Origin of the sequence: Flavobacterium sp., from assembly GCF_049240005.1 — a bacterium.
Lineage (GTDB): Bacteria > Bacteroidota > Bacteroidia > Flavobacteriales > Flavobacteriaceae > Flavobacterium.
This window is the reverse complement of record NZ_JBMLTK010000014.1, coordinates 1-16,214: the sequence shown is the minus strand read 5'-3', so window position 1 is coordinate 16,214 and position 16,214 is coordinate 1. Positions and strand designations below refer to the sequence as shown.

Annotated in this window: 17 protein-coding genes, 2 tRNA genes and 1 riboswitch; of the genes, 6 read left to right on the top strand and 13 right to left on the bottom strand. The window is 39.8% G+C overall.

The genetic code is table 11. The features are described from left to right. The 6 genes from ACOVQQ_RS01240 to ACOVQQ_RS01215 all read right to left on the bottom strand — a co-directional run bounded on the left by ACOVQQ_RS01240 (position 1) and on the right by ACOVQQ_RS01215 (position 4,777). Positions 1-1,089, bottom strand: coding sequence for a hypothetical protein (locus tag ACOVQQ_RS01240; RefSeq protein ID WP_421816585.1), 1,089 nt, complete (start codon positions 1,087-1,089; stop codon positions 1-3). Beyond that, the gene (locus ACOVQQ_RS01235) at positions 1,086-1,283 is read right to left on the bottom strand and encodes a hypothetical protein (protein WP_421816584.1); all 198 of its coding nucleotides are present in this window, start codon (positions 1,281-1,283) and stop codon (positions 1,086-1,088) included. The genes ACOVQQ_RS01240 and ACOVQQ_RS01235 overlap by 4 nt, the downstream gene beginning before the upstream one ends. Positions 1,284-1,358: 75 nt before the next feature. Beyond that, positions 1,359-1,844 carry a hypothetical protein gene (locus tag ACOVQQ_RS01230; protein WP_421816583.1) on the bottom strand — a complete coding sequence of 162 codons (486 nt, stop codon included), beginning with the start codon at positions 1,842-1,844 and terminating at the stop codon, positions 1,359-1,361. A gap of 6 nt (positions 1,845-1,850) precedes the next feature. Beyond that, on the bottom strand, positions 1,851-2,609 hold the full coding sequence (locus ACOVQQ_RS01225) for an ABC transporter ATP-binding protein (protein WP_421816582.1): 759 nt from the start codon (positions 2,607-2,609) through the stop codon (positions 1,851-1,853). A gap of 9 nt (positions 2,610-2,618) precedes the next feature. Next, positions 2,619-3,614 carry a FecCD family ABC transporter permease gene (locus tag ACOVQQ_RS01220; protein WP_421816581.1) on the bottom strand — a complete coding sequence of 332 codons (996 nt, stop codon included), beginning with the start codon at positions 3,612-3,614 and terminating at the stop codon, positions 2,619-2,621. Between the two features lie 20 nt (positions 3,615-3,634). Continuing rightward, the gene (locus ACOVQQ_RS01215) at positions 3,635-4,777 is read right to left on the bottom strand and encodes an ABC transporter substrate-binding protein (RefSeq protein ID WP_421816580.1); all 1,143 of its coding nucleotides are present in this window, start codon (positions 4,775-4,777) and stop codon (positions 3,635-3,637) included. Positions 4,778-4,838: 61 nt separating this feature from the next. After that, positions 4,839-5,030, top strand: a riboswitch (cobalamin riboswitch). Between the two features lie 33 nt (positions 5,031-5,063). On the opposite strand from ACOVQQ_RS01215, the gene ACOVQQ_RS01210 reads away from it, so the two are divergent. Continuing rightward, positions 5,064-6,890 carry a TonB-dependent receptor plug domain-containing protein gene (locus ACOVQQ_RS01210; protein WP_421816579.1) on the top strand — a complete coding sequence of 609 codons (1,827 nt, stop codon included), beginning with the start codon at positions 5,064-5,066 and terminating at the stop codon, positions 6,888-6,890. Positions 6,891-6,898: 8 nt separating this feature from the next. Then, the gene (locus ACOVQQ_RS01205; protein WP_421816578.1) at positions 6,899-7,936 is read left to right on the top strand and encodes a YncE family protein; all 1,038 of its coding nucleotides are present in this window, start codon (positions 6,899-6,901) and stop codon (positions 7,934-7,936) included. Between the two features lie 253 nt (positions 7,937-8,189). Here the strand turns inward: ACOVQQ_RS01205 and ACOVQQ_RS01200 are convergent, their stop codons facing one another. Next, entirely contained in the window at positions 8,190-9,605 is a 1,416-nt protein-coding gene (locus ACOVQQ_RS01200; RefSeq protein WP_421816577.1) for a S41 family peptidase, read from the bottom strand. 303 nt (positions 9,606-9,908) lie between these two features. Here ACOVQQ_RS01200 and ACOVQQ_RS01195 point away from each other — a divergent pair, with 303 nt between their 5' ends. From ACOVQQ_RS01195 to ACOVQQ_RS01180, 4 genes are read left to right on the top strand one after another with little or no spacing between them, the layout of a single operon-like run. Continuing rightward, positions 9,909-10,376: an RNA polymerase sigma factor gene (locus ACOVQQ_RS01195; RefSeq protein ID WP_094487340.1), complete on the top strand. Its 468-nt coding sequence runs from the start codon at positions 9,909-9,911 to the stop codon at positions 10,374-10,376. After that, complete coding sequence (locus ACOVQQ_RS01190; protein ID WP_421816576.1) at positions 10,357-10,803, top strand: hypothetical protein; 447 nt, start codon at positions 10,357-10,359, stop codon at positions 10,801-10,803. The genes ACOVQQ_RS01195 and ACOVQQ_RS01190 overlap by 20 nt, the downstream gene beginning before the upstream one ends. A gap of 29 nt (positions 10,804-10,832) precedes the next feature. Next, positions 10,833-11,354, top strand: a complete 522-nt coding sequence (locus ACOVQQ_RS01185; RefSeq protein WP_421816575.1) for a DUF4252 domain-containing protein — start codon at positions 10,833-10,835, stop codon at positions 11,352-11,354. Between the two features lie 4 nt (positions 11,355-11,358). Then, on the top strand, positions 11,359-11,892 hold the full coding sequence (locus ACOVQQ_RS01180; protein ID WP_421816574.1) for a DUF4252 domain-containing protein: 534 nt from the start codon (positions 11,359-11,361) through the stop codon (positions 11,890-11,892). A gap of 74 nt (positions 11,893-11,966) precedes the next feature. Here ACOVQQ_RS01180 and ACOVQQ_RS01175 read toward each other — a convergent pair whose 3' ends face one another. The 6 genes from ACOVQQ_RS01175 to ACOVQQ_RS01150 all read right to left on the bottom strand — a co-directional run bounded on the left by ACOVQQ_RS01175 (position 11,967) and on the right by ACOVQQ_RS01150 (position 16,136). Beyond that, positions 11,967-12,413, bottom strand: coding sequence for a sterol desaturase family protein (locus ACOVQQ_RS01175; RefSeq protein ID WP_094487328.1), 447 nt, complete (start codon positions 12,411-12,413; stop codon positions 11,967-11,969). Between the two features lie 2 nt (positions 12,414-12,415). Beyond that, positions 12,416-13,255: a phytoene/squalene synthase family protein gene (locus ACOVQQ_RS01170; protein ID WP_421816573.1), complete on the bottom strand. Its 840-nt coding sequence runs from the start codon at positions 13,253-13,255 to the stop codon at positions 12,416-12,418. A gap of 12 nt (positions 13,256-13,267) precedes the next feature. Further along, a complete protein-coding gene (locus tag ACOVQQ_RS01165; protein ID WP_421816572.1) occupies positions 13,268-14,734 on the bottom strand; it encodes a phytoene desaturase family protein in 1,467 nt (488 codons plus the stop codon). 5 nt (positions 14,735-14,739) lie between these two features. Next, positions 14,740-15,639, bottom strand: coding sequence for a MerR family transcriptional regulator (locus ACOVQQ_RS01160; protein ID WP_298147769.1), 900 nt, complete (start codon positions 15,637-15,639; stop codon positions 14,740-14,742). A 302-nt stretch (positions 15,640-15,941) separates the two neighbouring features. After that, positions 15,942-16,024 (bottom strand) — tRNA-Leu (locus ACOVQQ_RS01155). Positions 16,025-16,063: 39 nt separating this feature from the next. After that, positions 16,064-16,136 (bottom strand) — tRNA-Lys (locus tag ACOVQQ_RS01150). Between the last annotated feature and the right edge of the window lie 78 nt (positions 16,137-16,214).

The window sequence follows — 16,214 nt, the reverse complement described above, 5'->3', positions numbered from 1 at the left end:
TTAGTTACAGTTAGGTAATGAGTTAATCCATTCTTGAATCATTAATACAGCTTCTTCATGAACTAATGAGCGTCCAAGTAATGGCATTCGAATACTTTCATCAGAGGTATTCAATCGTGAGTTGAGGGCAGAACGTGCAATCCGACCTGGAGAAACAATAGCACTAGTTCCATCGTTGAGCGGATCTTGTGGCGTCATACAAACACCGAGATTCGTATTTGTAGTTGATTCGCTGAAAGCAAATCGCATGGGGCGGTAACTGCAGTGACTTCCTTCCTGATGGCAATGAGCACAATTGATGTCTATGTACGAGCGAACACGTGTTTCTAGCGGTTTTGAAGTATCTTTCCAATCAACTACGGTGTTTATTTCCGCGGGATAATTGCTGTCCAAATACCCCATTTCAACCCATTTTGCAAGCTGATTCTTGGAACCATCTGCGAAAGTGTAATTGTTGTTTAGGTTTTGTGGTTTTGGTCCGATTGGAATTGCTTTATCAGTCATCTTATGACAAGTTAAGCATTCGCCATTACTTGGAAACCTGTAATTAACCGATTTTAGATTTCCATATTCGTTTATGAAACTGATTTCTCGATATCCGCCTTCGGTAACTAAATTCGCTTCAGTTTGTTCGTCGTTCCAAATATATTCTGCGAAAATCCATCCGTCTTCTTTCTTAATCAATAACCGAGTTTCCATAATACGAGTTGTATTACTTGGCTGCACATTGTCGTAATAAAACGTTTTTATAATTACGGCACCAGTCGGAAACTCTAATATCTTTCCGTCACCGTTATAAGTAGCTTTTACGCCTTTAGGCATCCATATAAAACGTTTCTTATGTGCGTAATCTGTAAATAGCTGGCTGATAGGCTCGTAGGGTAAAACGCCGAGCGAAGGGTTTTGAAGTTTCATCTCTCCTTCAAAAAACTTGTAATTGGATAGTTTAGCGTAAGGAACGGCCGACAGATCTACATTAACTGGACTAACAGGCGTATACTCATCTTTGTCATCATCTCCGGAGCATGATGCAATCAAAGCTGCTGTTCCGAGGATACAAACAATAAACCAGGCGTAATACTTTCTCATATGTTTGGAAAAATGATTTCAAAAGTAAGAATTTGATATGTTTTTTTTAAATTTTTTATTAATTCAAATGTTAAATTGGCAGTTGTAACTTCTTTCTTGCCGTAAACACAAGCATTCAAGAATTCAAAATCTACGATCTCTAAATTCTTAAACTCGCAATTTAGATACGTTTTTGTTGCGCCTGCCGACTTCATGATGCGTAATTTCTAGAAAAGTTGCTTGTTCGAAATCTTTAATGTTAAGCAGAAGTGTATTTTTAAATGTCTAGGTTATTTCCATAGTATTTGCAAACGCGAAACGACTCTTTGAATGTTTGCTTCTAGTGCATTAACGGCCTCTGTCATTTCTGCTTTAGCTATACCTTTTGAAGTAAATAAGGATTCAAGTTTTAAAGAACTTGGTTCTTGTCCGTCCATAAATTCCAGCACGTCAATTTGTAGCCGACGTTTTCCTTCCGTTAAAATAAAAGTTAATCGAACTTTTACGTGATAGGAGTAGGTTTCGCCAAGACTTGAGTACGTAAATGCATTACGTCGTATCGTTTCTAATCTGATTATTTCGCCACGGTCTTGATAATCATATCCATTTCGAAAACTCTGCTCAGCCCATCGTTCGATTTTGTCTTTTAAATCGGGCAACAAACGGGTATCGCTAATGCTTACAGTTGGTATTCCCTCTTTAGTCAATGTAATTTTTTGACTGTAGACGCCATTCGCTAAAATGAGTAACAGTCCAATGATAAATTTTGTCTTCATGAATTTTTAGCGGTATTTCAACTGTTGAAGTTTCTCGCTGTAAGTTAAGAATTTGGAGGGAAATATTCGATTTATGGCAGCAGTATCTTTAATTGAATCAATATGTTCCAGTTTAAAGCCATCGGAAGTACATACTAATACTTCTTTAACCGCCTCAAACATAAATTCGACGTCGTGCGTAGAAAACAGTACTAATTTACCCTTTTCATAAGCAAGTTTATTAAGAATGAAAAGCAGTTCCGATTTTTTTGCCGGATCTAAATGCGTAGTAGGTTCATCTAAGAGGAGTATTGGCGTATCCTGCGCCACTGCGCGTGCGAGCATAACGAGCTGAAATTGCCCGTCGCTTAATTCAACCGCTTTTTTGTTAAGAAAAGGGAGGCAGTTGCATACAGTTGCCGCTTCATAACATAGTGCTCGATCTGTTGCACTTTCCTTGTAAAACCAGCTTTTATGCGGATTTCTTCCCAAGCCAATCAACTCCTCAACGGTCAAGTCGGCTACAAAAGGTCGGCCCGTCAAAACAATAGCAACTTCTTTTGCTCGCTGTTCAGGGGTTAATTGTTGCAAATTTGTACCGTCCCAAAGACAGCTTCCGCCGATTGGATCTAGGATTCCCGCAATAGTTTTCAATAAGGTCGATTTTCCAATCCCGTTTTGTCCTAAAATCGCATAAACATTACCTGCTTTAAAATTTGCAGAGAATGGTTCGTTTAACTGCTTTTTTTCGAATCCGACCACCAAATTTTCCAATCCTAATTCCATAGTATGCATTTAAACGTTGCGATTTTTCAAGATCAGGTACATTACAACGGGCGCACCAATGAGCGATGTTACTGCATTGATTGGCAAATTCCATCCTGTAATCGGAAGTTTGCATAATAGGTCAGCTAAAAGCATGATGGTACCACCAGTGGCAACAGTTAAGGGAAATAACTTTTGATGCGTGTTTACACTATATAATTGTCTGCTTAAATGCGGGACGGCTAGGCCTACAAAAGCAATTGGTCCGCAAAACGCAGTGCTAACACCCACCAATAATGCAGTAACTAATATTAAATAAAAACGTGCTTGTTGCAAGGCTACTCCCATACTTTGTGCGTACTGATCGCCTAAGATTAAACTGTCTAAAGTGCCTAATTTGGGTAAAAACAATAGTAATCCTACGATGCTAACTACAACCAAGATCAACAATTCGATTCCTGTTAAATTCGCTAAGCTGCCCATACTCCAAAAGGTGTATCGTTGCAAATTTTCGGCTGTAGTGAAATAGCTCAAAACGCCCGTAATTGCTCCGGCAAAACTGCTAAGCATAATTCCGGCGACTAGAACGGTCGAGCTGTCTGCAACCCGTTTTGCAATTCCTAAAACTAAAAAAAGTACTGCCAAACTACCCGCGAATGACGCAAGGGCGATCGCATAAGGTTGGTTCAGGAAATTCGACAAACTTCCTTGCAAAATGGAGTTTCCCATCAAAAGGAAAGCAACTGCCAACGACGAACCGGAACTTAAGCCGAGTACGTATGGGCCTGCCAAGCGGTTCCGGAATAATGTTTGCATGACTAATCCAGCTGCGGAAAGCGACATGCCTACAAAAAGTGCTGTCAGCGCTTTCGGAATGCGAATACTTCCGATGATAAAGCTTAATTCTTCATCGGTATTTCCAAAAACGTAATCAACAACTGCCCGTAAAGAAATTCCGGTACTTCCCGTACAAATGTTAGCTATAAAACACAGTGCAAGCAGCGCAAAAGCGACTGTAATTTTCAAAGACTGTGTTTGGAAGAATTTCATAAAACGGCAGTGAAAAAGTAAGGTTTGTGGTTGGGAAGTAGGTGTGGGTGAAAGATACTCACTAAATCTTCTAAAACTAAATCAGGACGGTGCGATGCAAGTTCATAAAACAAAACACCGCCTGTTGCACCTTTCTTAGAACTATAACTGTATATTTTTTTGTTCTGAAATGCAGCGAACTTTCCGTAACGCGAATCGGCTTCTAATAATTGCTGCCGCGTTTCGAACTGAGCTGGGCCTATCCAATAATCAGCGGCTTTGCAATCGCTATATACTTTTTCCAAATCGTATTTTAAACTTCCGGTTCCAGTTGTGTTTGCGTAAATATATGAAGCTCCAGCATCTTTAATAAACTGTGCGCCCCAGCTATTTCCTTGCGGCGCATACCAACTGTCTTCTAAAAGTGCCCCAGCCATTACAGATGGCTTGTTTTTTTCTAAAGCTACCTTTTCTTTCAGCTGTAAATATTTGGATTTGATTTGGTTGTAAATTTTCTCTGCCTCGGCGTCTTTGTCGTAAAGTGCCCCGAAAAATTTAATGTATTCAGCTTTTCCAAGAGCGGTTTGTTCATTCCAATCGGCGTTAAGTAAAATCGGGATGTTAATGCTTTTTAGCGTTTCGTTTAAATTCCGACTCTGATCAATTTGATATCCAACGTACAACTCTGCTTTCGAAACGGCTAACTTTTCTAAATCTATTTCTTGGTTCGAACCTAAGTCGATAACCGCTCCATTATCTATTCTTTTTCGAATGTTTGGCGAAGAAATATAACTCGTATTTGGAAAGGCTACTAAACGAGATTCTACTCCCAAAAGTACTAATGAGGGAATATGCGTGGTAGAACTTAAAGCAATTTTAGTAATAGGAATTCGGATAAAGGGTAATTTTCTTAAGGAATCCGGAACTTGAGAACGATCTTTAGCCAGTACATATTTAAATTGTTGTGTGGCTCCGGGAAAGTATTCTTGTACACTTAGAATTTTAAAATCGCTGTAATTGTATAGTGAGAAACCTTTCGCTTCGGTAATTTTATTTATTCCACTTTCTGTTTTGCTTTTTGGCGCTTCTTTACATTGAAAAGCAATGGCAAGAAATAGGTAGATTACGATGATTTTCAAGCGGAGCATTCGTGCATTCATGGCGCCAAAGGTAGCATAACCAAAATATTTTTCGAAAGGGTTTTAAATTAATTCCCGAATGCTATCTTTGTCGCGAAGTTGGTTGCACAGTGCATTTGGCTGTGCATTAAAAGGGAATATGGTTAAAATCCATAGCTGTACCCGCAACTGTAAGCTAACAAGCTTTTTGTCAGTTCTGCATACCACTGTGACAAACGGGAAGGTTCGACAAAAAGACGCAAGCCAGGAGACCTGCCACTTCATAATCAAAAACGAAAAGTCTTCGGGAATAAAGACTTGCGAATTTATGAAGTACAAAGCATTATTAGCTTGCCTTTATTTGTTGGCGTATGACCATGTTTCGTGCGCCCAAGAAGCTGTTGCACTGCAAGAAGTGGTGCTAACAGATACAGCTTTGCGCGATTTTTCGAATACTCATGCGGTATCTTCTTTAGCCGACTCGTTGCCGCGTTTTGCGAACCCATTTTTAGCACAAATTTTATCGGCTAATTCGTTGCTTTATGTCAAGGAAAACGGGGCAGGTATGGTGGCTTCAGTTGCTTTTCGCGGAACTACTGCGGCTCAAACGGCCGTTATTTGGAACGGCATTCCCATAAATTCGGTGCTTTTAGGGCAGGTCGATTTTAATACCATCCAAACAGCAAATTATCAAGAGATTAGCGTCCGTAGCGGTGGTGGAAGCACGTTTTACGGCAGTGGAGCAATCGGTGGATCGGTTCATCTTGAAAATAATTTCGATCTTTCTGAAAACAAGGCGCATCAAGTTCGATATGCCTACGGTTCGTATAATAATCACAACGCTTTCGCGGAAAGTAAGTTTCGTACGGGAAAATGGACTTTAGCCGGAAGCCTTTTTTTGAATGATGCTGAAAACGATTACGAATTTCCGAATCGCCGTCGACGAAATATAAACGGGGAATATCAGGTTTTTTCTGCCAATTTTCGAGCTTTACGTAAATTATCCGAACGTTCCGAGCTGCGTTTTTTTAATGAATATGTGCAGCAATACCGCAATTTCTCGGTCGTTTTTCCCACCGACGTAAAAACTGCGTACGACGACCTCAATTTTCGTCATTCAGCCGAGTTTGTAAATCGTAGAAATCGTATAGAACATTTGGTTCGCGTTGGTTTTTTAAGAGAAGTATATCGGTATTATCCCAATACAACTTTACCTGATTTTCAAAGTGGTTACGCGGCCACAGCATTGGCTCGGTACGAATTTAAATATCAAGTATCGAAAAAGTTGCGATTTACCAGCATTGCCGATGTACAACGCATTTTTGCCAATGGCGCCGATATTAACCGACAACAGCGTACGACACTTACAACCGCGTTAGGAGCGGCATGGCAACCATACAAATCCGATTTGATCGAGTTGGGATTACGTAAGGAGCAAGTGAGCGATTTCGAGAGTCCGTTTTTGTTTTCGTTAGGATATAAACACGCTTTCTTGGAAGAATTTTCTGCTCGTGCGGGCGTCTCAAGAAATTTTAGGGCACCAACATTTAACGATTTATATTGGAATAGCTTAGGGAATCCGAGCTTACGTGCTGAAAATGCTTGGCAATACGAATTAGGCTTGCAGTTTGCGAAGAAATATTGGAATCTCAGCCTAACGGCGTTTCAAAATCAGGTTAGTGATATGATTCGTTGGGTACCAGGCGCTTCGGGGCAATTTCAACCCGAAAATACCGATGAGGTGGATATTACTGGAGTTGAAGTACAGGGCGATTTCCGCTGGAAGTTTGGAAGTAACCAATGGGCAGTTGGCAGTAGCTACGCGTACACAAAGAGCATAAATGCAAATACCGATTTGCAATTGGTATATGTGCCTGAACACAAAGCAGTTTTTAACTTCAAGTACAGCTATAAATCGTTCGAGATTTTGTATAACCAGCAGTGGGTAAGTACAGTTGAAACACGCAGCGACCATAGCGGTGGTGCATTGGATGCGTTTTCGACGGCGGCGGTGTACTTGAACTATAAAATGTCGCGTTTTCCTGTACTTATCTCTTTAGCGGCGCAAAACTTATATAATACGGCTTATCAAACGGTTTTAAGCAGGCCAATGCCTTTGCGCACTTATCAAATTAATCTAACTCTCAATTTATAATTATGGAAATGAAGTTTAAAAATGTTTTGTGGATTTTAGCCGGCGCACTCTTTGTAGGCTGTAGCGATTCGAATAATGAATCGGATGATGACTCCGACAGCCTGTTTGATGATGGTTTTATTGTAATTAATGAAGGTAATATGTCGGGCGGAACTTTAAGCTTTGTGGACAACACTTTTACTGTTACTACAAACGATTTGTACGGTTCGATAAACGGCGGCGATGGATTAGGAGCTTATGTACAATCGGTTTTTGAAGCTGGCGAACGCGCTTTTGTTGTATCGAATGGTTCGAATGTTATTACTGTTGTGAATGAAAACGATTTTACATTAATCGATAAAATCGACACGAATTTAGCTGTTCCTCGATACGGACTTGTTTACGGAAATCGAATTTATGTGACTAATCAGGATAGTTTTTTAACCACAACCGACGATTATGTGGCTGTATTCGATGCAACGACCTATGGTCATATAACTAATATTGCACTTAATACTGCTGCCGAACGAATCATCGAAGAAAACGGGAAAATTATTGTTTCGAACGGGGCATTCGGAGTAGGGACAGGGATTACAATTATCGATCCGGCAACAAATACTATAAGTGCTCAAGTTGCTACACCTTTGGCGCCCAATACAATAGAAGAGGAGAACGGAATCTTATACGTTTTGTGTTCCAATTACGAATCGGCGTCGCAATTAGTTAAAATTAATTTGTCGACTAATGCCATTACAGAAACGATTACTTTTCCGGAGACCTTAATTAATTGTTCAAATCTGACCTTGGAAAACGGGTCGTTTTATTTTACGAAAGACAGTAAGGTATATCGTTTTCCATTGACGGCTACAGCTGTTACGGATTCGCCACTTTTTACTTCGCAAGCACAAGTATTGTATGGCTTTGCCGTAGAAGACAATCAGATTTTTGTGGCAGACGCGAAAGATTATCAGTCGGCTGGGGCAGTTTTCGTGTATTCAGCTGATGGTACTTTAGCACATACGTTAACGGTTGGATTGATTCCGAACGGATTCTTTTTTGTAGACTAAACGTGGGTAACGATTGCCTGCGTGAGCGGGCGCAGCGGTATCCTCTAAGCAAGCGTTCGAAGCTACAAATTTTCGGATTGCGCATTTGGGGGTGCTATATTTAGATGAGACTTTTCAATGAAAAAGTGCGTCGGTTTGCAAGTTTAAAAGCTTGCATCGGACGCACTTTTGTTTTTCGAACGCGGGCTTAGAGATTTAGCGGAGCACGCGACCCGCCGGAAGTATGGAGGCGGGGCACGCCCAAATAAAAAAACTACTTCGTTGGCAGATACATATCTGTCGCAAAAGGAGTCATTTTTTTACTGTCGCTAAACTGAATCGAATTTACAGCATTTCGATTTGCCGGACGGTTGCCTGTTTCGATGTAATTGAGTGCAGCGGCGAGTAAAGGTTCGCTTTCGTTACCGAGTACACCCATATTTTGCGCTTGCTCAGGAAGGTTTAAATCGGGTTCGATACCGTTACTGTAATCGCCAAAATCGTCGGCATTGATGGTTTTAATCACCAACGGTTGCATAGCATACTTGTGGTTTGGATTTCGGTTTTGGGTTCCGAAAGTTGGCGAATCGTACAAAGTAATGGATCCGGTGTTTTTCCCCGTTGTTTTAGTTCCGATTTGGCGTACTTGAATGTATGGTTTTAAACAATTGATTACCAATTCAGAAGCTGATGCTGAAGAACCTGTCGTGATGACATAAACTTTAGTAAGATTTAGGCTGTTGATAGGCGCAGACCCAACGCTATTTGGGAAATTGATTCGCAATTCGTCAGGATTTGTCGCTTCGAATTGTGCTTGTATGTCGCTGTTATACTGATATTTCGCAAAGAGTTGTCCTGTGAATTGTCCGGTTATCATTGCTGCAAGTCGCGATGCAGTAAGTACGCTTCCGCCGGAATTGTATCGTAAATCTAATATAAGATCGGTTGGATTCTGCGCTTTTAATTCTGCGAAAGCAGCGTTGAGTTGGGTATCGAAGTTCGCTGTAAAACCGTTGTAAATTAGGTAAGCAATTCTTTTACTGCCTCTGACGAAAACGGTTTTAAAGAAGACAGGATTTTCGGTAACTGCTGCGCGAGATACCGTAACTGCTTCCGACGATGAGGTAACAGTTGTTCCGTCGAAAGAGCCTAAGTTAAAAGTAATTGTGCTTGATGCTAACAGATTTCGGTAATTGGAGGCCGTGAGTTCTTGGCCGTTTATGCCTGTAAAAATATCGCCTCTGCTGATATTTTGCGACGCTGCGGGTGAGCCCGGAATGATGTAGCGCACCACGCCGTAAATGTTAGTATCTGAGCCAGGTTCGTAAAACAATCCGTATTCTACGCCTGTGGTTGTAGTATTTCCAGCGAATAAATTGTTGAGCACTTCATAATCGTTTACAATAATGCTAAACCGATCGGTAGGTGCTGGAGCTTTTAAAGCGGCGAATAGTGCCTCGGGACTATCGAAACCACGAAGATAATTTTGATAATCGGCAGCAGAAGCAAATCGATTGTCTGCCAAATCTGCGATATCATCTTCATAAAGGTACCACGTATTCATACCTCTATAAATAAAATCTTCGATTTCAAGTCCGCTTATTCGTTCAATTTGATCATCTTGATCATCGCAAGCTGTAAGAAAGAGCGCGGTAATAGCGGTGAAGAACAGTACCTGAATGAGTTTCATATTTTTCATAACAAGAATCAAAGTGGCTTTAAAAGTAAATATACGAGTTATCTAGTAATTCTGGATTTACATTTAACAATTAACGTTTTTTAAAAGGGTTTAATATTAAATCTGGAGAAGTAAATTTAAAGTATTGATTTTGAAGTATTTGCGGCTTAGTATTCATTTTGTTTTCTACAATATTGAAAAAAATACGTGTTTAAGTAACAAATATCTTTGTGTTTCGTCTTCACTATATAACCAACAAACCAAAACTTGCTTTCAACGGATTTCATATCGATAACTTCTGGTTTTAAGAACAAGATGTTCCGACTAGCCAAACGGTTGCTTGTGAGTACCGAAGAAGCGGAAGATGCGACTCAGGAAGTGTTGATGAAACTGTGGACAAAAGGTGATTCTTTGCAGCAATTGGGTAGTGTTGAGGCCTTTGCAATGACACTTACAAAGAATTACTGTTTGGATCAGCTGAAGGCAAAACGATCGTCGAATGTGACCTTAGAGCATCATTATTTTGAGGATGCTTCGCAGCAAACACTACGTAAAGTGGAAGCTGAAGATCGATTGGCGATTGTTGAAAAGTTAATGGCACAATTACCCGAGCAACAGCGATTGATATTGCAGTTGCGAGAGGTTGAAGAATATGAATTTGCTGAAATAGCAAAAGTGATGGAAATGAATGAAACAGCTGTTCGAGTAGCATTATCAAGAGCGCGAAAGCAGTTGCGGGAACAAATGTTGAAAATGGACGAATATGGAATTAGTAGAAATTAAAGCATTGCTGGAAAAATACTTCGATGGAGAAACTACTCTTGCTGAAGAAAAGTTATTGGCGTCGTATTTTTCAGGAGAAGTAGCGCCAGAATTAGAAGCATACAAGAGCTATTTCGGATATTTTGCACAAGAAAAAGAAGTTAGTTATCCGGTTAGGCAATTGCATTCTTCGCGTAAACAACAATATACGTATATCTCGATAGCTGCTGCGGTGGTTGTATTTTTGGGAATTGGATATTACACCTTTTTTGGAACACCCGATGTAGGAAGATCAGGAGTAATTAAAGATCCAGAAGTTGCTTACAAAGAAACCGAGAAAGCCTTAATGATGCTGTCTGGGCATATCAATAAAGGTGTGGAAAGTGTACAACAGTTAGAGAAAATAGAAAAGAGTAAAAGAAAAGTTTTTAAAGAAGAAAAGAAATAATCATCAATCAAAATTTAAATTAGTTTATCATGAAAAAGTTCATTTTAGTAGTTGTGTTGGCTTTAGCTCCAACTTTATTTTACGGACAGTCGGTTTTTGATAAGTTCGATGGTCCAGAGGATGTTACTGCGGTAGTCGTCAATAAGAAGATGTTCGAAATGATGGGTAACGTAAACACCAAAGACAAGGATGCGCAGCAGTTTATGAAACTTGTAAAGCAGTTGGATAATTTGCGTGTATTTACCACCACAAATCCGAAAATTGCCGCCGATATGAAAGCCACAGCGGCCAAGTATTTGAAATCGGCTGGATTAGAAGATTTAATGCGTATAAACGATAAAGGTCAGAATATTCGCATAGCAGTGAAATCGGGCTCCAAAGAATCACAGATTACCGAGTTGTTAATGTTTGTTGAAGGAAGTGGCAAAGACGAAACAGTAATCTTATCTTTAACAGGTTTGTTCGACTTAGACGATATTTCGATGTTAACTGATAAAATGAATTTACCAGGAGGTGTCGATCTCCAACGAGCCTCAAAATCTAAAAAATAAGTTCATGAAAAAAGTTTTGTTTGGAATATTCGCTAGTGCTTTCATTTTTGTTTCGTGTGATTCGAAGCCTACTCTTGAGTCGTATTTTGTAGAAAATCAAGAAAATAAGGATTTTATCTTTGTGGATATTTCCCCGCAAATGTTGGGTTTGGATAAGTCGAAACTCACCGTCGAACAATCGAAAGCCTTGAACCAGTTTGAAAAAGTAAACGTTCTTGCTTTCAAGAAAAGTGCTGCTAACGATTCGCTTTATGCAGTCGAGAAAACCAAAGTTCAGGAATTGCTAAAAGATAAAAAGTACGAACAGTTGATGCGCTTTGGTTCAGGTAAAGCTGGAGCCGTGGTTAAAGCGCTTGCAGATGGAGATAAAGTGGATGAGTTTGTGCTCTTCGGATATGAAAGTGAAAATGGATTTGCATTGGTTCGAATTTTAGGAACCGATATGACTGCAGATAGTTTCACCGCTTTATTATCGCTAATGCAACAAGGGAATTTAAATTTAGATCAACTAAAGCCATTACAAGCTTTTGTAAAATAACGCAATCACGTTTAAATAATTTTTAGGTTAGTTATTGAATTTGATAAAAAAGTCGCCTCATTGGGCGACTTTTTTTAGCTATTCTTGAAGTACTTGTAAGGAAAAAGGAGCATTCCAAAGCACTCACCTTTATCTTTACCAATATGTTTGTGATGCATTTTGTGTGCGCGTCGTACGGCTTTTGCATATCGGCTGTTTGCCGTACGGAATAATTTAAAACGCTGGTGTATAAAAATATCGTGCACTAAAAAGTACACCAATCCGTAGGCAAATATTCCTAATCCAATGGCGAGTCCGATTGATAAAATACCATTGTTCCACAACAGAAAAAACCCGATACTCACAACGGCGTAGAAAATAAAGAAGGCGTCGTTGCGTTCAAACCAGCTGTCGTGATCTTTTTTGTGGTGATCGGCGTGTAAGTTCCAAAGAAATCCATGCATTACATATTTGTGGGTAAACCAAGCCATGAATTCCATCATAAAAAAAGTCAGGAAGAAAACGAGAAAATGAATCCACATAACTATAATAAATTTAAGCGGTAAGATACATAACAGCGTGCAAATAGTTGCAGTTTTTGATAATCGTTAACGCGTATACGTGCTGATTTAATTTTTTCAGACGGCGTCGATTTTAATTTCTTGAGTAACTTCTGGTAGTAAACAAAAGCGGTATATACGCCAAACTTGGCTGCATCTGGTAATAGTAAGATTCCGTCGAAGGCTTCGCGAAATTCGGCTTCAATTTCTTTAACGATTGCACGTTTGGAGTTCTCGTCCAAATTTGCCAAATCGGCGTTTGGAAAGTATGTTCGACTAAGTTGTTCGAAATCGGCTTTTAAATCGCGAAGAAAATTCACCTTTTGAAAAGCCGAGCCCAATTTCATGGCTGGAACTTTTAAGGCATCATACTGTGCCTGATTTCCGTTAACGAAAACTTTCAAGCACATCAATCCGACCACATCGGCTGATCCGTAAACGTACTGTGCCAACTCTTCTGGTGTGCTGTAAACAGTTTTGTGTAAATCCAAACGCATGCTGTACATAAACGCATCGATTAAATCGCGCGGGATGTCGTATTTGTGCACGGTGTATTGAAATGCATTCAAAATCGGATTCAAACTGATTTTGTCTTTTAACGCATTTTCCAGGTCGGTTTCGAAACGTTCGAATAAGGTTTTTTTGTCGTAATCGTGGAACGTATCCACAATTTCGTCGGCTAAACGAACAAATCCATAGATGTTATAAATGTCTTGTCTAATCGATTTGTCGAGCATTTTAACTGCTGCTGAAAACGATGTGCTATAGGCAGTTGTTACTTTTCTGCTGCAGCTTCCCGAAACTTGATCAAATAATGCTTTCATAATTTCTAAACTTTAACGATTAGAATATTTTTCTATTAAACCGGCGGTAAGTTTTCCTGAAATCAGGGCGGGAGGAACTCCGGGTCCTGGAACGGTTAACTGTCCGGTAAAGTATAAATGTTTTACTTTTTTACTTCGTAATTTGGGTCGTAAAAAGGCCGTTTGAAGTAAAGTGTTGGCCATTCCATAAGCATTTCCTTTGTACGAGTTGTATTCGGAAACAAAATCATTTTTACAAAAAGACTCACTAAAGGTAATATAATTTCGAACGTCTTGTTTAGTTAAGCGTTCAAATCGGGTCATAATTTTATCGAAGTACTGTTGTCTCAGAGCCGGCGTGTCCTCAATTCCAGGCGCAAGCGGTACTAAAAAGAAACCTGCTTCGCAACCTTCTGGCGCACATGTAGAATCGGTTAGCGAAGGAAAATTAGCGTAAAACAGCGGTTCGTCGGGCCATCTGGGCGCTTCGTATATATCTTTAGCGTGTGCTTTAAAATCGGTATCAAAAAATAAAATGTGGTGATTTATGTTCTCCAACTTCTTGTTAAATCCTACATAAAACAATAAGGAAGAGGGCGCGAAAACACGAGAATCCCAATAGGAATCGCTATACATGCGGTATTGTTTTGGCAGCAATTGTTCGCTGTGCGCGTAATCAGCACCAGAAACTACCACATCCGATTCGATGAATTCGTTGTTCACTCGGATGCCTTTCGCGATGCCGTTTTCAACAACAATTTCTGAAATCGCTGCATTGGTATGAAAGCTAACTCCTAAGCTAAACGCAAGTTTGTGCATTCCCGCCACCACATCGAACATGCCTGTTTTTGGATGCCAAGTTCCCAAACCAAAATCGGCAAAATTCATAAAACTATAGAAAGATGGTGTGTCTTCGGGCTTTGCACCTAAAAACAATACTGGAAATTCTAGTATTTGGCGCAGTTTTTCGTTTTTAAATTGCTTGCGAACATCGGCACTAATGTTAGAGAAAAACTGCGTTAGTCTTCCGATAGTTTCTGGAGTTACTAATTCCAAAGGCGATTCGCCCGGACGGTACACTAGATTTTCAATGGCAATTCGGTAATTGTCGCGAGCCGTATTCATGAAACGTTCCAGTTTGGCAGCACTTCCAGGCTCAATTGCTTCGAAAGTGGCCTTAATTTTAGCAAGTTCGTCGTCGATAACCACACTATCATCTGCGCCAAAGAAAACACGGTACGCTGGAGCAAGCTTTATCAAGGTGTAGTAATCGGCGGCACTTTTACCAAAATCTGCGAAAAATCGTTCGAAAACGTCGGGCATCCAATACCAACTCGGACCCATATCGAATGTAAAGCCATTCTTTTTTAACTGGCGTGCGCGTCCGCCAATCGAATTATTTTTTTCATAAATGTGAACTTGGTGTCCGGCTTTAGCCAAATAACAAGCAACAGAAAGCGACGAAAATCCAGAACCAATTACAGAAACTTTTAGAGACATAAAAACTAGAGTGTGCGAATAAAGGTATTAATAGATTCGTATACAGTAACTCTGCTGTCTAAAAGTTTATCCGAAACTAATTGCGCCTGCTTTCCAAGCAAAACAATTTTGGTACTGTCGTCGTTAAGTAAATTTTCTTTCAGATCTTTTACATACGTATTCATTTCTTCGGCAATCGGCTCAACAGTACAATACGTCACGTAGGTAATGTTGCTGAAAGCTTTTTTCATATCGGATAGACACTCGAGTGGTACTGATTCACCTAAATACACCGTTTGAAAACCGGCATTGATGATTTCGTAGTTAACGAATAGAATTCCCAATTCGTGAATTTCATTCATCGGAAGGTAAAGTACGTAGGTTCGATCCGTGTACTGCGGACTATTTAACTGCGCTTTCTCCGTATTAACCAAAACTTTTTGTTTGATTTGGTGGCTAATGAAATGTTCGTGTACGATATTAATGGTATCTGTTTGCCACAATAAGCCGATTTCGTTAAGAAGGGGTACAAAGATTTCATGAAAGATTTCGCGGAACGGCTTCTCTGAAAGCAATTTATTATACGTTTGAACGAAAAGTGTCTGGTCGAAGTTCATCATGGCGAGTTTGAAATCGCTGATGGCATGAACTTTTACACTTTTGCTCGAGATTATTTCGTTGACTAATTCCGGAATTCGTTCTTCGGGATATTTTGATATCTTCGAAATTTTGTAACCGTGATTGTGCAACAAAGTAATGTTGAGTAGCTTTTGCAAGCTCGCCAAATCGTAATAACGAATGTTGGTGTCGGTTCGTTTTGGCTCGAGGACATTGTAGCGTTTCTCCCAAATACGAATTGTGTGGGCCTTAATGCCGCTCAAATTCTCGAGATCTTTAATCGTCAGGATGTTCTTAACGTAAGCCATAGTCTTATTTTGTTTAACAAATATAGATAAATACTTAAACAAAATAATTTATTGGCTAAGTTTTAGGATTTTTTAAACAGTTGATTTATTGAAGAAAACAATTCATAGTTATTTTCAAGCATCTGTTTTTCAATTAATTGCATGCTGATTAGTGGATTGTATTTTGGCGTGAGAATAATTTTTGCTTCAATCTGCTTTTTGTTTAATCAACTCTTGTCTGGAGTTTTAATTTGCGCATTATAGTTTGCTTAGCAGAAGCGAGAGAAAATAAAAAAAGTCTGCTAAAAAACAGACTTTCGATGTGACCAAGGTGGGATTTGAACCCACACGCCCTTACGAGCACCACCCCCTCAAGATGGCGAGTCTACCGTTTCTCCACTTGGCCGAGTATAAAAAAAGTCAAACGCAGAACGTCCGACTTTCGTGACTCGACTGGGGCTCGAACCCAGGACCCCATCATTAAAAGTGATGTGCTCTACCGACTGAGCTATCGAGTCTGGAACATAAAGCAAAAAAAAAAGTGACTCGACTGGGGCTCGAACCCAGGACCCCATCATTAAAAGTGATGTGCTCTA